General features: G+C 28.8%; 17 protein-coding genes and 2 pseudogenes. 13 read left to right on the top strand and 6 right to left on the bottom strand.

Translation table 11 applies throughout. From position 1 onward, the window contains the following. Positions 1-4 precede the first annotated feature (4 nt). The 4 genes from recF to dnaA all read right to left on the bottom strand — a co-directional run bounded on the left by recF (position 5) and on the right by dnaA (position 4,146). On the bottom strand, positions 5-1,096 hold the full coding sequence (recF, locus tag RCG18_RS07205; RefSeq protein WP_308040663.1) for a DNA replication/repair protein RecF: 1,092 nt from the start codon (positions 1,094-1,096) through the stop codon (positions 5-7). A 101-nt stretch (positions 1,097-1,197) separates the two neighbouring features. Then, entirely contained in the window at positions 1,198-1,404 is a 207-nt protein-coding gene (gene yaaA, locus RCG18_RS07200; RefSeq protein ID WP_308040662.1) for a S4 domain-containing protein YaaA, read from the bottom strand. 25 nt (positions 1,405-1,429) lie between these two features. Then, positions 1,430-2,533 carry a DNA polymerase III subunit beta gene (gene dnaN, locus RCG18_RS07195; protein ID WP_308040661.1) on the bottom strand — a complete coding sequence of 368 codons (1,104 nt, stop codon included), beginning with the start codon at positions 2,531-2,533 and terminating at the stop codon, positions 1,430-1,432. 260 nt (positions 2,534-2,793) lie between these two features. Next, on the bottom strand, positions 2,794-4,146 hold the full coding sequence (gene dnaA, locus RCG18_RS07190; protein ID WP_308040660.1) for a chromosomal replication initiator protein DnaA: 1,353 nt from the start codon (positions 4,144-4,146) through the stop codon (positions 2,794-2,796). A gap of 571 nt (positions 4,147-4,717) precedes the next feature. On the opposite strand from dnaA, the gene rpmH reads away from it, so the two are divergent. From rpmH to RCG18_RS07125, 13 genes and pseudogenes are all read left to right on the top strand, one after another. Next, positions 4,718-4,852, top strand: coding sequence for a 50S ribosomal protein L34 (gene rpmH / locus RCG18_RS07185; RefSeq protein ID WP_178906164.1), 135 nt, complete (start codon positions 4,718-4,720; stop codon positions 4,850-4,852). Positions 4,853-4,905: 53 nt separating this feature from the next. Further along, positions 4,906-5,238 carry a ribonuclease P protein component gene (rnpA, locus tag RCG18_RS07180; protein ID WP_308040659.1) on the top strand — a complete coding sequence of 111 codons (333 nt, stop codon included), beginning with the start codon at positions 4,906-4,908 and terminating at the stop codon, positions 5,236-5,238. Next, positions 5,239-5,448 carry a membrane protein insertion efficiency factor YidD gene (yidD, locus tag RCG18_RS07175; protein ID WP_211142324.1) on the top strand — a complete coding sequence of 70 codons (210 nt, stop codon included), beginning with the start codon at positions 5,239-5,241 and terminating at the stop codon, positions 5,446-5,448. A 20-nt stretch (positions 5,449-5,468) separates the two neighbouring features. Then, positions 5,469-6,128 carry a membrane protein insertase YidC gene (gene yidC / locus RCG18_RS07170; RefSeq protein WP_308040658.1) on the top strand — a complete coding sequence of 220 codons (660 nt, stop codon included), beginning with the start codon at positions 5,469-5,471 and terminating at the stop codon, positions 6,126-6,128. 13 nt (positions 6,129-6,141) lie between these two features. Further along, on the top strand, positions 6,142-6,768 hold the full coding sequence (jag, locus tag RCG18_RS07165; RefSeq protein ID WP_308040657.1) for an RNA-binding cell elongation regulator Jag/EloR: 627 nt from the start codon (positions 6,142-6,144) through the stop codon (positions 6,766-6,768). A gap of 164 nt (positions 6,769-6,932) precedes the next feature. Then, a complete protein-coding gene (gene mnmE / locus RCG18_RS07160; protein ID WP_308040656.1) occupies positions 6,933-8,312 on the top strand; it encodes a tRNA uridine-5-carboxymethylaminomethyl(34) synthesis GTPase MnmE in 1,380 nt (459 codons plus the stop codon). Positions 8,313-8,321: 9 nt separating this feature from the next. After that, a complete protein-coding gene (mnmG, locus tag RCG18_RS07155; RefSeq protein WP_308040654.1) occupies positions 8,322-10,226 on the top strand; it encodes a tRNA uridine-5-carboxymethylaminomethyl(34) synthesis enzyme MnmG in 1,905 nt (634 codons plus the stop codon). 315 nt (positions 10,227-10,541) lie between these two features. Continuing rightward, on the top strand, positions 10,542-11,261 hold the full coding sequence (gene rsmG / locus RCG18_RS07150; RefSeq protein WP_308040653.1) for a 16S rRNA (guanine(527)-N(7))-methyltransferase RsmG: 720 nt from the start codon (positions 10,542-10,544) through the stop codon (positions 11,259-11,261). Positions 11,262-11,362: 101 nt separating this feature from the next. Next, a pseudogene (noc, locus tag RCG18_RS07145) lies at positions 11,363-12,138 on the top strand (nucleoid occlusion protein). Positions 12,139-12,362: 224 nt separating this feature from the next. After that, positions 12,363-13,130 (top strand): AAA family ATPase, encoded by a 768-nt coding sequence (locus tag RCG18_RS07140; protein WP_308040651.1) that lies wholly within the window; start codon positions 12,363-12,365, stop codon positions 13,128-13,130. Positions 13,131-13,137: 7 nt separating this feature from the next. Beyond that, positions 13,138-13,998, top strand: coding sequence for a ParB/RepB/Spo0J family partition protein (locus tag RCG18_RS07135; RefSeq protein WP_308040650.1), 861 nt, complete (start codon positions 13,138-13,140; stop codon positions 13,996-13,998). A gap of 59 nt (positions 13,999-14,057) precedes the next feature. Then, the gene (locus RCG18_RS07130; RefSeq protein WP_308040649.1) at positions 14,058-14,564 is read left to right on the top strand and encodes a DUF4446 family protein; all 507 of its coding nucleotides are present in this window, start codon (positions 14,058-14,060) and stop codon (positions 14,562-14,564) included. Positions 14,565-14,625: 61 nt separating this feature from the next. After that, positions 14,626-14,880: a YkuS family protein gene (locus RCG18_RS07125; protein ID WP_308040648.1), complete on the top strand. Its 255-nt coding sequence runs from the start codon at positions 14,626-14,628 to the stop codon at positions 14,878-14,880. 37 nt (positions 14,881-14,917) lie between these two features. Here the strand turns inward: RCG18_RS07125 and yyaC are convergent, their stop codons facing one another. Continuing rightward, entirely contained in the window at positions 14,918-15,523 is a 606-nt protein-coding gene (yyaC, locus tag RCG18_RS07120) for a spore protease YyaC (protein WP_308040645.1), read from the bottom strand. A 125-nt stretch (positions 15,524-15,648) separates the two neighbouring features. After that, positions 15,649-16,703, bottom strand: a pseudogene (gene ytvI, locus RCG18_RS07115) (sporulation integral membrane protein YtvI). Positions 16,704-16,705 lie beyond the last annotated feature (2 nt).

Below are 16,705 nucleotides of genomic sequence, written 5' to 3'. Positions count from 1 at the left end.
AATTTTAAACTATCTCTACAGTACCATTCTTAACTTTAAACAGTTGAGCCTCATTTTTTAGGTATTTTTCTATATCGCCAATACCAGTGCAAGTTATAAATGTCTGTATATTATTAATTGAATTTAATATAAATTTTTGCCTATTTGCATCAAGTTCAGATAGTACATCATCGAGTAAAAGCACAGGGTATTCCCCTGTAACTTCTTTCACTATCTCTAAAGAAGCAAATTTAATAGTTAAAACTGAAGTTCTTTGTTGTCCCTGAGAACCAAAAACTTTTGCGTCTATTCCATTTATTTTTATATTAAAATCATCTCTATGTGGCCCTATTGAAGTTGCTCTTTTTTCGAAATCTTTTATTCTATTAGTCTTCAACATATCTAGAAGTTCATGTTCTGCATTGTCTACATTTTTAACAGATGTTATATAATTAAAATCGATATTCTCAGCTTTTGATGTTATATCACTGTGTATTGATTTTCCCTTATCATTCAAGCTTTTTATATATTTATCTCTTGCCTTTACTATTGCTCCTCCATATTTAGAAAGCTGTTCATCGTATACTTCTAACATATATTCTTGCTTTTCATTATACTTCTTTAAAATTATATTTCGTTCATTTAATGACTTATTATATTGAACTAAATTAAAATAGTATTTTTTGCTTAATTTACATAATTCAATATCTAAAAATTTTCTTCTAAAAGATGGAGATTCTTTGACTATTTTCAAATCTTCTGGAGAGAAAATGACAACATTTAAAACTCCTATTAACTCAGATATCTTATTTACCTTTATTGAGTTTACATTTATGCCCTTTTTCCCTTCTTTGAATATTTTTATTTCTATCTTTTTGTCTAATCTTTCTTTAGCCACATATAATTTTATATAGGCCTCTTCACCATTCCAGTTGATAAGCTCCTTGTCTTTACTTGTTCTAGGGGATTTACCAATACTGCAATAGTATATGCTTTCCAAAATATTTGTTTTTCCTTGAGCATTATCTCCGATGAATACATTGACACTTTTGCTTAATTCTATGTTAAGCTCTTTATAATTCCTATAATTAATAAGTTGTAAATATTTAACATACATAAAAACACCTAGTATAATTATACCATAATATAGTTAATACACAATTAACTATATTACTTTCATAAATTATAATTATAATTCATTTAAATAATAATTGTAAATTATATTATTGTGTAAGTTTCTCCATTAAATTCTATTATATCTCCTTTAATAATCTTTTTTCCTCTTCTTGTTTCTATTTCACCATTTACAATAACCATACCATCTTGTATAACCATTTTAGCCTCAGATCCTAAAGAAACAGCTCCAACCCACTTTAAAAAGGAGTCAAGTTTAATAAATTCAGTATTTATTTTTATATCTTTCATTTTTAGTATCTCCATTCCTATTTCTTTAATGATTTAATAATCTTACAGGAAGTACTAAATAAGTACAATTATTCACTTCTTTATTTTTCATTAAACAAGGGCTTACGCTACTAGAAAATTCCATTACAATTTCGTCTTCATCCATTATTTTTAACACATCTATAAGATATTTTGAATTAAATGCAATTTGCAGAGGCTCTCCTTGCAAAATAATATTAAGTTCTTCCCTTACCATTCCCAATTGAGAATTAGAGGTTATAACCATATTTTCATCTTCAATACTAAACTTTACAAGATTTGTATTTCCTTCTTTAGCCATTAATGATGCTCTCTCAATACAGTTCAATAAATCCGCTCTCTTAGCAATGGCTTTTAAGTTATATTCACTTGGAATTATGGAATTATATTTTATGAAATCACCTTCTAGTAACCTGGATATAATCTTAGTTTCACCTAAACTAAATAATATATGATTAGGTGTAAATGTTATATTAACATTTTCATCCTCTTCTTCTAGTATTTTAGATACTTCATTTAAAGTTTTACCTGGAATTACAGCATTTATAGTATTATCTGTTTCTAAAATCTCAGATCTTAATGCTAATCTATAACCATCTAAAGCAACAAGATTCAAATTTTTATTATTTATTTCAAATAAAACACCTGTAAGTATAGGTCTAGTATCGTCTTGTGCTGTAGCAAAAATAGTGCCCTTTATCATATTTTTTAGTATCTTTTGAGGTATAGAAAATATCATATTTTCGTTTATATTAGGAAGCTCAGGAAAATCATCAGCATTCATATGAATAAGAGTAAATCTAGATTTTTGGCATAAAATCTCAATAGAATTATTATCTATTGTATTAATGTGTATTACGTCATTTGGAAGTTTTCTTATTATTTCACCAAAAATTTTAGCATCTATTACTAGGCTTCCTTCTTCTAATATTTCAGCTTTTACTCTAGTTTCTATGCTTAGATCTATATCTGAACCAGTTAAAATTATTTCATTGTTAAAAGCTTTAATTAATATGCCATTTAAAACAGGCATAGTTGACTTACCAGTAACAGCTTTTTGAGCTGTGGATATACCTTCTTGTAGAATAGATTTTTCACATGTGAATCTCATTAAAAACCCTCCTTATTCACAATATATTTTTTCTATATATAGAGTAGATAATTAAATAATTTCTAGTAGTAATAGTAGTAGGGGCTGTGAGTATGTTGATAACCCATAGACCTGTTGAAAACACTTAAAAATAGAGAAAAAATAAGTGTGGATAAGTAAATCTAATATAATTAACTTTATCCACATTATTAAATGTATAAATGATAATATTTAGTTATCAACATAGTATCCTACATTTAATATAAACAGATGTTAATAACCTATTTTTGATCTATTTTTTTCGTAAGGTCATTAATAACATTTTGAAGTCCTTCATCAGATTTTAAATTACTTGATATTTTTTCATATGCGTGTATTACTGTAGTATGATCTCTACCACCAAATTCCTCCCCTATCTTTGGAAGGGACATGTCTGTAAGTTTTCTAGAAAGATACATAGCTATTTGTCGTGGAAATGCTACATTTCTAGTTCGTCTAGATGATTTTAAATCTTCTATCTTAAGACTAAAGTAATTTGAAACTACATCCTGAATTAAATCTATTGTTACCTGCTTAGATTGTTTGCTTGATATAATATCTTTTAAGGCTTCAGTAGCTAAATCTACGCTTATTTCTTTATTTGTTAATGAAGAAAATGCAACAATTCTTATTAACGCACCTTCTAATTCTCTTATATTTGATTTAATCTTAGTAGCTATATATACCATAACTTCATTTGGAATATTTAAGTTCTCTACATCTGCTTTTTTCTTAAGGATAGCCATTCTTGTTTCAAAATCAGGTGCCTGTATATCTGCTATAAGTCCCCATTCAAATCTAGAACGAAGTCTATCTTCAAGTGTAGGTATTTCCTTTGGAGGCCTATCACTTGAAAGAATAATTTGTTTATTAGCTTCATGTAATGCATTAAAGGTATGGAAAAACTCTTCTTGAGTTCTCTCTTTTCCTGCAATAAATTGAACATCATCTATTAAAAGAACATCAATGTTTCTATATTTGTTTCTAAAGTCTTCGTTTTTATCATCTTTAATAGAGTTTATAAGTTCATTAGTAAATTTTTCAGAAGAAACGTAAACTACTTTCGACTTTGAATTATTTTTAAGTATATAATGGCCTATGGCATGCATTAAGTGAGTTTTTCCAAGTCCAACTCCTCCATAGATAAATAAAGGATTGTATGCTTTAGCTGGAGCTTCTGCTACAGCTAGCGATGCTGCATGAGCAAATCTATTACTATTTCCTATGACAAAAGAATCAAAAGTATATTTAGGGTTAAGCATTGCCGACATTTCATCATTTACTGTAATAGCAGGTTTATCATTAATTTTTTTTGGTTTGGGATCTTCAGAATCAACTGCTTCTTCAGATAGTATAAAAAACTCTACATTGTATTTTTTTGAAGTAATAAGCTTAAGAGCATTTACAATGAGCTCTTTGTATCTACTGTCAAGAATTCCTTTAGTAAAATCATTTGGAACACTTAATTTAAGTACATCCTCTTCAATAGATAATGGGATTATGCTTTTAATCCAAGTATTAAAACTTACTTCAGTAAGTTCTCCTTTAATTATGTTTAGAGTTTTTTCCCATGTTTCTTTTAAATGGGCATTCATTCTATATCCTCCAGTCTCGAATAAAAAATAAAATTCACATTAAATAAACATAATTATAAACATTATTATATTTTCTTGACAAATGTTTATTAAAATATTCACATGTTATAAAAGTTGTTGATAATATAATTGAAAAAAAATTATCAACAAAGGTACAAAAAATAAATATTAACATTATCAACACTGAATAATGCTAAGAAATTAGTCAAAAATATGAAAAGTAAGTATAATATTATAGAATATTAAACAAGTTATACACAATTTTATTCACAGGTGTGGATAACTAACGTTCCACAAAAGTTATACACAACTCTCTATTAATAATATCAAAAGCTGACAACCTATTCAATAAGTTATCCACAAAAAAGTAATAAAAAATATTAACAAGTCAGTTTTTGAAGCATTTGGTACTTCAAGAATTTATGTTGACATCGGAACATTAGGAATATATAATTTAATAGTGAAACTTTAAGGAAGTATACTTATAAGTTGAATAGTAGCAAATAATCCTCGTGAGCTTAATATATAGTTAAGAGGGTAATATAACTTGCCTAAAAGGGGGTGTAAGAACATGTTTATGACTTATCAACCAAAAAAGAAACAAAGAAAAAAAGAGCATGGTTTCAGAAAAAGAATGAGTACTCTATCAGGAAGAAATGTTCTTAAGAGAAGAAGACAAAAAGGTAGAAAAAGATTAACAGCATAAGGGCCGCTTTTGTGGCCTTTTTCTGCAACTGCAGAAAAAAAGGAGCTAATTGAATGAAAGTCAATAAAATAAGAAAGAATGTAGAGTTTAGAGCTATATATAGAAGAGGAAAATCATTTTCAAATGCTTTATTAGTATTATACATATATAAGAATAGAAAAAATATAAATAGATTAGGTGTATCAGTAAGCAAAAAAGTAGGTAAAAGTGTAATACGAAGCAGAGTTAAACGATTAATTAAGGAAAGCTATAGATTAAATAGTAGCAAGTTAAACGTAGGATATGATTTTGTATTTATAGCAAGGAACGCTGCCAATGGCAAAAGTTATATTGAAATAGATGAAGCTGTTAAAAATCTTTTTAAAAAGGCAGGTCTCTACAATTAAATGAAAGAATTTTTAGTCTTTTTTATTAAAATTTATAGAAAGTATTTGTCACCTTTAAAGCAACCATGTTGTAGATTTTATCCAACTTGTTCTCAGTATGCATTAGATGCGCTAGAGAAATATGGTGTATTAAAAGGTGGATTTATGGCTATAAAAAGAATATTAAGGTGCAATCCTTTAAATGAAGGTGGATATGATCCAGTAAAATAAATTATCAGGAGGTTTACAATTTGCAGTACTTAAACAGTGCGTTTGTTCAGTTTTTTGAATTGGTTCATCAATGGGTGACTATGGCAATCCCTAATAAGAATATTTCTTATGGTTTGGCTATAATTTTGATGACTTTAATAATTAGATTAATATTGTTACCATTGAATATTAAACAAACTAAATCTTCTATAGCAATGAGTGAATTACAACCAGAAACCAAGAAAATACAGGAAAAATATAAAAATGACCCTCAGAGAGCACAACAAGAAATGATGAAGCTTTATAAAGAAAAAGGAGCAAATCCTCTTAGTGGATGTTTGCCAATGCTTATTCAGTGGCCTATTTTTATTGCGCTTTATTATGTATTTAACAATTTAACTGGTATAAATGGTGTTCACTTTTTATGGATACAAGACTTAGCTAAAAGAGATGTTGTTCTAGCTGTTCTTTCAGGTATAACTACATACTATTCAGGATCACTAATGATGCCTACTGGAGATAGTGCTCAAGCTAAGCAATCAGCAACTATGAACATAGGTATGTCTATATTCATGATTTTCATAAGTTGGAGCTTAAAGTCAGCGTTAGTACTATATTGGGTAGTAAATAATTTAATTCAAATAACACAAACATTAGTTATGAAAAAACTTGGTATAAATAAAAGCACTAGTAAAGCTTAGGGGGGACTATGGTATGAAGGTTATAGAAATGACCGGAAGAACTGTTGAAGAAGCTTTGAAAAATGCTCTAAATGAACTCAAGGTTACAGAAGATAAAATAGAAGTAGAAGTTTTAGATGCAGGAAATAAAGGTTTCTTCAATTTAATAGGCACAAGACCTGCTAAAATAAGGGTAAAAGTAAAAAGAGATTACATGTATGAAGCTAAAACATTTATTAGGGATGTTTTAGATCGCATGGGTGTTAGAGCTGAAATAAGGGTAAAAGAAGAAAATAATATTGTAAAAGTATCTTTAACAGGACCAGATATGGGAATACTTATAGGGTATAGAGGCGAAACTTTAGATTCACTTCAGTATCTTATAAGCTTGGTTGTAAATAAAGGTCATGAAATGGAATATAAAAGAGTTATTTTAGATACTGAGAACTATAGAATAAAAAGAGAAGAAACATTAAAAAGATTAGCAAGAAGAATAGCAGAGAAGGTTAGGAGAACAGGACGACCTGTTAAACTAGAACCAATGAATCCATATGAAAGAAGAATAATTCACTCTGCACTTCAAAATGACTTTTATGTTAATACTTATAGTGAAGGTGAAGAGCCTTTTAGAAGAGTTGTAGTAGATTTAAAGAAAGCCTAATGGCTTTCTTTTTGCTTTAAGCAGAGAACCAAAATCTTAAGTAGATATCCCAAATCTATGATTTGGTGATAGTCACTTACACAGAGTGCTGATTTTGAGTGAATCGCTTACTCGTTCGACGTAAGGAGAAGGAGTTTCAGTTATATAATAAGAGGAGTGATATAATGAAAGAATTTGATACAATAGCGGCCATTGCGACTGTTTTAGGAGAGGGAGGAATATCAATAATAAGAGTCTCAGGATCTAAAGCATTAGATATTGTGGCTGGCATATTTAAAGGAAAAAGAGAAAAAGGTTTAGAAGATATAAAACCATATACTATGAGATATGGTTTTATAATAGAAAAAGAAACAGGGGACACTTTAGACGAGGTCTTAGTAAGCTATATGAAAGCTCCAAGGAGTTTTACGGCAGAAGATACTGTTGAAATAAATTGCCATGGTGGTGTAATTTCAACTCAAAAAATATTAGAAGAAGTAATAAAAAATGGAGCAAGGCTTGCTGAACCAGGTGAATTTACAAAAAGAGCATTTTTAAATGGAAGAATTGATTTAAGTCAAGCAGAGGCTGTTATAGATATAATTAGAGCAAAAACTGAACTTTCTATGAAATCAGCAGTTCAGCAATCTAGTGGTAGAGTTTCTAGAGAGATAAATAATATTAGGGGGAAACTATTAGAGATAATTGCGCATATTGAGGCTACAGTAGACTATCCAGAAGAAGATTTAGAAGAAATGACTGCAGACAAAGTAACATATGATCTTACATCTGTTTTAAATAAAATAAAAGAAATATTAAGTACTGCAGATGAGGGAAAAATAATCAGAGAAGGTCTTAATACTGTTATTGTTGGTAAACCTAATGTTGGTAAGTCATCTCTTTTAAATTCACTATTAATGGAGAAGAGAGCTATAGTTACGGATGTGCCAGGAACTACAAGAGATGTAATTGAGGAATATATAAATATCGATGGAATACCTGTAAAGATTATAGATACGGCAGGAATAAGAGAAACTGAAGATGTTGTTGAAAAGATAGGCGTTGAAAAATCTAAAGAAAAGATAAATGAAGCCGATTTAATTATATTGATGCTTGATTTAAGCAGAGAGCTAGATGAAGAGGATAAGGAAATTATAGAATATATAAAGGATAAAAAATACATTATTTTATTAAATAAATCTGATTTAGATGGTAAAATAAATAGAGGAAGCATTAGTAATCTGAATTCGAAATATATAATAGAAACTTCAGCAAAAACAGGCCGAGGTTTGGATATACTAAAAGAATGTATAAGAGAGTTATTTTTCAAGGGTGAGGTAAAATCAAAGGATATACTTATTACTAGCACAAGACATAAAGAGGCATTAATTAAAGCAAAGGAAAATTGTATTCAAGCAATAGATGCATTAGAAAATACACTGGCGATAGATTTAGCGTCCATAGATATAAGAAACGCTTGGAGCAGCCTAGGAGAAATAACGGGAGATACATTAGATGAGGATATAATAGATAAGATATTTGCAGAATTTTGTTTAGGAAAGTAGGTTAAATATATGGAGTATTTTGGAGGAGAATATGATGTAATCGTTGTTGGAGCAGGGCATGCCGGATGTGAGGCTAGTCTTGCTGCAGCTAGAATTGGTTGCAAAACCTTATTATGTACAATGAACTTAGATAGTGTAGCTTTTATGCCTTGCAATCCTAATATTGGTGGAACAGCAAAAGGACACTTAGTTAGGGAAATAGATGCGTTAGGCGGAGAAATGGGAATTAATACTGATCATACTTTTATACAATCGAGAATGCTAAATACATCTAAGGGACCTGCTGTACATTCATTAAGAGCTCAAGCGGATAAAAAAAGATATGCAGATAAGATGAAGCATATTCTTGAAAAGGAATCTAATCTTGACTTAAAACAGTTAGAGGTAATATCTATAAGAACAGAAAGTGGTAAAGTATGCGGTGTATTGACCAAAAATGGTGCATATTTTAAAACTAAAACAATAGTTCTTGCTACTGGTACTTACTTAAAGGGAAAGGTTATTATAGGTGATGTAAGCTATAATTCAGGTCCCAATGGTTTTATGCCTGCTAATGATTTATCACAAAGTTTATTAGATTTAGGCATAGAAATTAGAAGATTTAAAACTGGTACACCTGCAAGAATAAACAGAAGAAGTGTAGATTTTTCAAAAATGATAATACAAAATGGTGATGAAAAAATAGTTCCATTTTCATTTATGAGTGGTAAGTTGGAGAAAGAACAAATACCATGCTATTTAACTTATACAACTGATGATACTCTTAAGGTTATAAGGGATAATATATACAGGTCTCCTTTATATAATGGTACTATTAAATCTGTTGGTCCAAGATATTGCCCTTCTATTGAAGATAAGGTTGTAAGATTTCCTGACAAGGAGAAACATCAAATATTTGTAGAGCCTGAAGGAGAAAATACAGAAGAACTCTATATAGGAGGAGCTTCTACATCATTACCAGAAGATGTGCAAATTGCTATGTACAGAACTATTACAGGACTGGAAAATGCAGAAATAGTAAGAAGTGGTTATGCTATAGAATATGACTGTATAAATCCACTTCAATTAAAACCTTCATTAGAATTTAAAAATGTAGAAGGACTTTTTGGTGCTGGTCAGGTGAATGGAAGTTCTGGATATGAAGAAGCAGCTGCTCAAGGCATAATTGCAGGAATAAATGCTGCGCTTGAAGTTAAAGGAAGAGATCCACTAATATTAAAGAGATCTGATGGATATATAGGGGTTTTGATTGATGACTTAGTTACAAAAGGAACGGAAGAACCATATAGAATGATGACATCACGTTCGGAGTATAGACTTTTATTAAGACAAGACAATGCAGATTTGAGGTTAACGGAAATAGGCTATGAAGTTGGGCTTGTTAGTGAAGAGAGATATGAAAGATTTATAAATAGAAAAAAAGCAATAGAATTAGAAGTAGAGAGAATAAAAAATGTTCAAATAACACCTAAAAAAGAAGTTATTGAGTTTTTAAACACATTGGATTCCACAGAGCTTAAAAAGAATATAAGTTTATATGAGCTTATAAAGCGACCTGAGCTTGATTATGGCAAGCTTGCACCGATCGATAAAGATAGAACAGAACTTGACGATGATATAACAGATCAAGTAAATATTATATCTAAATACGAGGGATATATAAGTAAGCAATTAGATCAGGTTGAGCAGTTTAAGAAGTTTGAAAATAAGCTTATACCAAAGGATATAGATTATGGTAGTATTAGAGGATTAAGATTGGAAGCAACTCAAAAGCTTGACAAAGTAAGACCTATCAGTATAGGTCAGGCATCAAGAATTTCAGGAGTTTCTCCAGCTGATGTTTCTGTATTATTGATATACTTAGAACGGGAATATAGAGCTAAGAGTGAAAGCTCAAATAATGAAATAATGTAATTAGTAATAGTGGTTTTTGTTATTACATAATATTGGTTTTTATACTGTTTAGTCAATTGGTATTTAATTATAATATATTTCTATTTAATTAAGCTTCAGATGGATTTCCAATATCCATCTGAAGTGAGTTTTACTCGTTTCATTAAATTTAGGATTCATAACTTATTTTATGGTTGTAGAAGGATTTATCTGAAATCAAGAATTCTATTCTTAAATAATATATATATACTTTGGTGTTATATATATTTCAGGTAATAACTGATACAGGCAAATTTAACTTAATTACATAAAATATCAAGAATGGAGAGTTGCTATATGGAATATTTTAACATAATGAATTCTGCATGTTTAGATGTAGGATTAACAATAGATAATAAAATTTATGAAAAATTCATTGATTATAAAGAGTTAATAAAGTTTTGGAATGAAAAGATTAACCTTACAGCTATAATAGATGACGAACAAATAATAAAAAAGCACTTTATAGATTGTATAAAGATATTTAAATTTTCTCCACTAAAGGAAGCGAAAAGCATTATTGATGTTGGAACTGGTGCTGGTTTTCCTGGTATACCTATAAAAATTATTAAACCAGATGTAAATATGATACTTTTAGATTCTTTAAATAAGAGAATTAATTTTTTAAACGAAGTAATAAATAAAATAGATTTAAAAGATATAACAACTATTCATGGAAGGGCAGAAGATTTCTCAAGAAAAAATGAATATAGAGAAAAATGTGATGCAGCAGTATCAAGAGCGGTTGCTAACCTTGCAGTGTTAAGTGAGCTATGTATTCCATATGTAAAGGTTGGAGGATATTTTATTGCTATGAAGGGTCCATCTGTGGATGATGAAATTAAGGAAGGAAAAAATGCAGTATCTATTCTTGGAGGAAAGATTGAAGATATAATTAAGATAGAGATAGAAAATAGCGACTTAAATCATAATTTAGTTATAATAAAAAAGATAAAAGAAACTTCAAATGTATATCCAAGAAAAGCTGGAACAGCTGCTAAAAAGCCTTTAAAATAAAGTGTATTAATTTGTCGTAAAAAAATTAAATAAAAAAGAAGGAAATTATAAAAGAATGAAGAAATGTTAATAAATAGGAAAGAGTAAGAGGGATGGTTAATATGCAAAATAATATCAATTATATATGTGTTGATTCAATTTTACCCAACTTATATCAACCAAGAAAATATTTTGATGAAGAAAGTCTTGAAGAATTAGCTCAATCTATAAATGCATATGGTATAATTCAACCTTTATCTGTGAGAAGGCTTCCTGATGATAAATATGAACTTGTAGCAGGTGAGAGAAGACTTAGAGCAGCAAAAAAGCTGGACTAACTGAAGTACCAGTTATAATAGTAGATATTAGTGATAGGGAATCTGCAGCTATTGCTTTATTAGAGAATTTGCAGAGAGAGAATTTAAATTTTTTAGAAGAAGCTGAAGCTTACTACAATTTAATAAAGGATCATTCCTATACTCAAGAAAAATTAGCTGAAGCAATTGGAAAAAAACAATCAACTATTGCTAATAAAATTAGATTATTAAGACTAGAACCTGAAGTAAGAAATATTCTGTTAGAAAACAATTTAACCGAAAGACATGCTAGAGCTTTACTTAAGCTACCTGAGGTACAGTTGCAGAAAAAAGTATTAAAGATAGTTGTAAAAAAGGTATTAAACGTTAAGAAAACTGAAGAACTTATTGAAAAAGAACTAAGTAAAATTGAAAACGGGAAAGCTGCATCTGTAAAAAAGAAAATAAAAGGTATATTTTCATCTAAGGTGTATATCAATACTGTAAGACAAGTATTTGATAAGTTTGGATTAAATGCTCAATATGCATCAAAAGATTTGGATGATAAAATTGAAATAACTATTACTATTCCGAAAAAATAAATGTTTCACGTGAAACATTTACCTATAATTAATTTTAAAAAACTTAGAGTTTATTTTAATGTTTGTTCTTGAGCAATTGCTCAAGAATTTTTTTTATTTCATCTTATATTAATATTAAAATAAAACTTAATTTATCGATAATTTTAATATAAAATACTTTTATTATCTTATATAAAAATATATAATTAAATTAAGGTATTTGCTTAAGAGAGGTGGTGAAGTTTATGAAAGTTATATCAATATTTAATCAAAAAGGTGGAGTAGGAAAAACTACTACTAGTATAAACCTAAGTTCATATTTAGCAATGCAAGGATATAGAATTCTTAATATAGATATAGATCCTCAAGGGAATACTACTAGTGGCCTTGGTTTTGATAAGAAAAGTTTAACTGAATCTATGTATGATATTTTAACTTCTGACGCAACTATAGATGAAATTGCTAAAAAAAGCGAGCTTATAGACAATTTTTATTTAATTCCTTCCACTATGGAGCTAGCAGGTGCAGAAGTAGAGCTAATAAGTAAAGATAACAGAGAAAATATATTAAAAAATAAGATTTCAAATATGAAATCAAAATTTGATTATATATTTATAGATTGTCCGCCTTCATTAGGATTGCTTACAATTAATGCACTCACTGCATCAGATAGTGTCCTTATTCCAATTCAATGTGAATTTTACGCATTAGAAGGAGTAGGACAACTTATCAATACTATTCAACTTGTAAAAAAATCTTTAAACAAGGATTTAGAGGTTGAAGGAGTTATAATGAGTATGTATGATGGAAGAACAAAACTTTCCAATGAGGTTGTATCGGAAGTAAAAAGCTATTTTAAAGATAATGTCTATGAAACAACAATACCGAGAAATATTAGATTAGCAGAAGCACCTAGCTTTGGACTACCAATAATGCTTTATGATGATAAGTGTAGAGGAGCAGAAGCATATGAAAATTTAACAAAGGAGTTTTTAAGCAGACAAAAGGAGTGAAGAATGTTTGAATAAAAAGTTTGGATTAGGAAAAGGTTTGGGAGCTTTAATACCTGAAGATAAAATTCAGGATAAGGACATTGATAAGAAAGACAATGTAAATCTTATAGATATCAATTTAATAAAGGCTAATGAAGGACAACCAAGAAAGAACTTTGATGAAGAAAAAATAATACAACTTTCTCAGTCTATAAAAGAGCACGGCGTAATTCAACCAATAATAGTAAAGAAAGATAATGAAACATATACCATAGTTGCAGGGGAAAGACGATGGAGGGCATCAAAGCTTGCTGGAATTAAAGAAATTCCCGCTATTGTTATGGATCTAACCGATAAAGAGATTTTGGAAATATCTTTAATTGAAAATATTCAAAGACAGGATTTGAATCCAATAGAAGAAGCCATTGCATATAAAAAATTAATTGAAGATTTTAATATAACCCAAGAAGAGTTAAGCAATAGAATTGGTAAATCCAGAACCGCAGTTACAAATTGTTTAAGATTACTAAATCTTGACAAAAGAGTGCAAGAATATTTAATTGATGGGGTAATATCCGAAGGACATGGTAGAGTATTATTAGGAATAGAGAATAAAGACTTTCAATATGAATTAGCTCAGAACATAATAGATGAGAAGTTAAGTGTAAGAGAGACCGAAAAACTAATTAAAAGTCTAAACGTAAAAAAGAAAGATCAAAATAGTAAGGCTAGCAACCAAAATCCTTATTATATAGATGTAAAGGAAAAGCTTGAGACATTATTTAGTACAAAAGTTTTACTTATGGATAAAAAAAATAAGGGCAAAATTGAGATTGAATACTATTCACAAGAAGATTTACAAAGAATACTAGACATATTAAATATATAATAAAATACTAATTTAACTTGGAATGTTTCACGTGAAACATTAGCGGAAGGAGAAAATATATGCAGAACATCATAGGAATAATAAATGCTTCTCAAGCTTATATTATAATAACACTTGCAGTATTAGTAATAATATTGTTTATTATGCTTATGGTTACATTAAGATCTTTAAACAAGCTAGAAGGTAAGTACAGAAAATTTATGAGAGGAGTAGATAATAAAAATCTAGAAGGATTGATAACAAGCTATTTGGATAAAATAGATGAAGCAAAATCAGAAACTGAGCATATGAAAGAGTTATATGATGGCTTAAATTTAAGACTAAAAGAATGTGTTCAAAAAGTTTCAATAGTAAGATACAGAGCATTTGAAGATGTTGGAAGTGATTTGAGTTTTTCTATTGCTCTACTGGATGAAAGCAATAGTGGTGTTATAATTACAGGTATTTATGGAAGGAATGAAAGCACAACTTATGCAAAGCCTATAGATAGAGGCATATCTAGATATGATTTATCACAGGAAGAAGATCATGTTTTGCAAGAGTGTATAAATAAAACCTTAAAATAATTGTATATAAAGAATAAAAACCTCCTTTAAGGGAATATTATTCCATAAAGGAGGTTTTTTTATGAAAATATGTGTATCTAATGACTTGCAATATATAAGAGAAGAATTAAAAAAAAGAGGGTATGATATTACTGATGAACAAAATAACACATTATGTGATGCTATAATATGTAATTTAAAAAATGGGGGATTAACAACTTTAAATATGAATAATAGTATAAGAAGAGAAGGTACATTAATAATTGATTCAGGTAGCAAAACTATAGAAGAAATAGAATATATACTTAATAATAGGGTTTATAGCAACCTATTCTAATATGAATGCTATACCTTAAAATATAAGTACTTCATAATCAGGCCTCTATGTTTTCAGAAATACTGCTATTTCCAAGCACTTGGTTAGGTTTCCTACCACCAATAGTTTTTAATATAGAATGATATATGCCTTTAGATATTACTTCTGCAAGCTGCATTACAGTAAACAATCTTGTATTTTGTAGAACCATAAATTCCATTGCACCAGATATATTAACAATGCCTGTTATGCTTAAATTACCTACCTTAGGTAGGTCCTTATTCATGGCAGACCCAGGACATAGAGGTTTACCGTCAACAATTATCTTACCTACATTCTGTAAACTTCCTAAACATGCGTCTATGGCAATTATAAAAGGATTTTGATATTTAGTATTAATTTCATCTATAATATTAGAAAGATTCTTAGCATGAACAGGATACTGTAAATTCCCATATAAATATACCTTATCTCTAACTAAAAATTTTAGTTTATCTCCTACTAATGGCCCTAAGCTATCGCCTGTTGATCGATCAGTACCAATGCATAAGACAATTATAGGTCTTTTATTTTTTACTATAGGGCATAGTTCATCACTTAATATGTCTCTCAAAACAAAAATTGATTTTTTGGATGATGGATCAATTACTAATTTATCTACCATATACATAAACCTCCTATATTATGAATTTTAACCATATAGAGGTTATTTATACGTATTATATTTATTTATATAGAAAAAATTCCCGATATGTTACAATCGGGAATTTTAAAACATAGAAATGTTTATTAAATTATATCAACTCTTCTAAATATATTATAAAATACTACAAGAAATACACAGAAAATAATACCAGAAAATCCACTAGCTTTAAGTCCTATAAATAAAGCCGCAAGTACGGCTACAGGATGAATGCCAAGAGAAGAAGATACTATTTTCGGTTCAATTATTTGTCTTATAATCGAAATAATAATATATGAAATCAAAATTCCAAATGCCGTAATATAGTTCTTTATAAAGAAGAAATAAAAAATAGCAAGAGGAATGTAAACTGCACCTATTCCTAGTATAGGTAGAATGTCTGCTATGGCACATACGGTACTTAGGATAAGCACATATTTTACTTTAAAAACTAAAAATACAATTATCGTTTCTAAAAAAGTAATACCTATAATTAGTAGATAAGATAAAATGTAATTTCCAAGCATTCGCTTTGCCTCAATATATACATTCATTATTTTATCTGACTTAGTTGACGGAATAACATTTAGCAGCTTATTTTTATTTAAAACAATATCCTTAGTAAAAAAATATGTAGTAAGTAGTGTAAAAAGTATAACCATTATTACATAAGGGATAATAGTTAAAAGTCCTATTAATGATGATACTAATTTTCCAGTAATACTTACAGTGATATTAGATGCCTTAGTGATAAATCCAGAAAGATTGTTTTCTATGGCATTAACTATATATGGATCAAGATTATCATAATACTTTTTTAGTTTATCAAATGATTCATATATATTAGAAGAATTTTTGGATATATATAGTTGAGTGTTTTTTCCAAGTTGAATAGCTTCTTGAGTTATAGTTGTTATTCCATAAGATAAAATAAATATAATAAAAGTAAAAAATATGATAGTAGTAATTAATGAAGCTATAGAACTTTTCATATTAAATTTCTTAATTAAGTATTCAGTAGGACCCTTTATCAATAAAGCACATATGAGTGCAAGTACAAAAGGAAGCGTATAATTTAGTGTGCTGAAGAAAACTAGAAAAACTACTGTGTATATTACAAAAACAAAATTGTCTTATCAATTTTGTTTAATAGTTTCTCCATGA

This window comes from Clostridium sp. OS1-26, assembly GCF_030915445.1.
Classification (GTDB): Bacteria; Bacillota; Clostridia; order Clostridiales; family Clostridiaceae; genus Clostridium_AM.
Note: the sequence above shows the minus strand (reverse complement) of the source record. Positions and strands in the feature narration are given on the sequence as shown.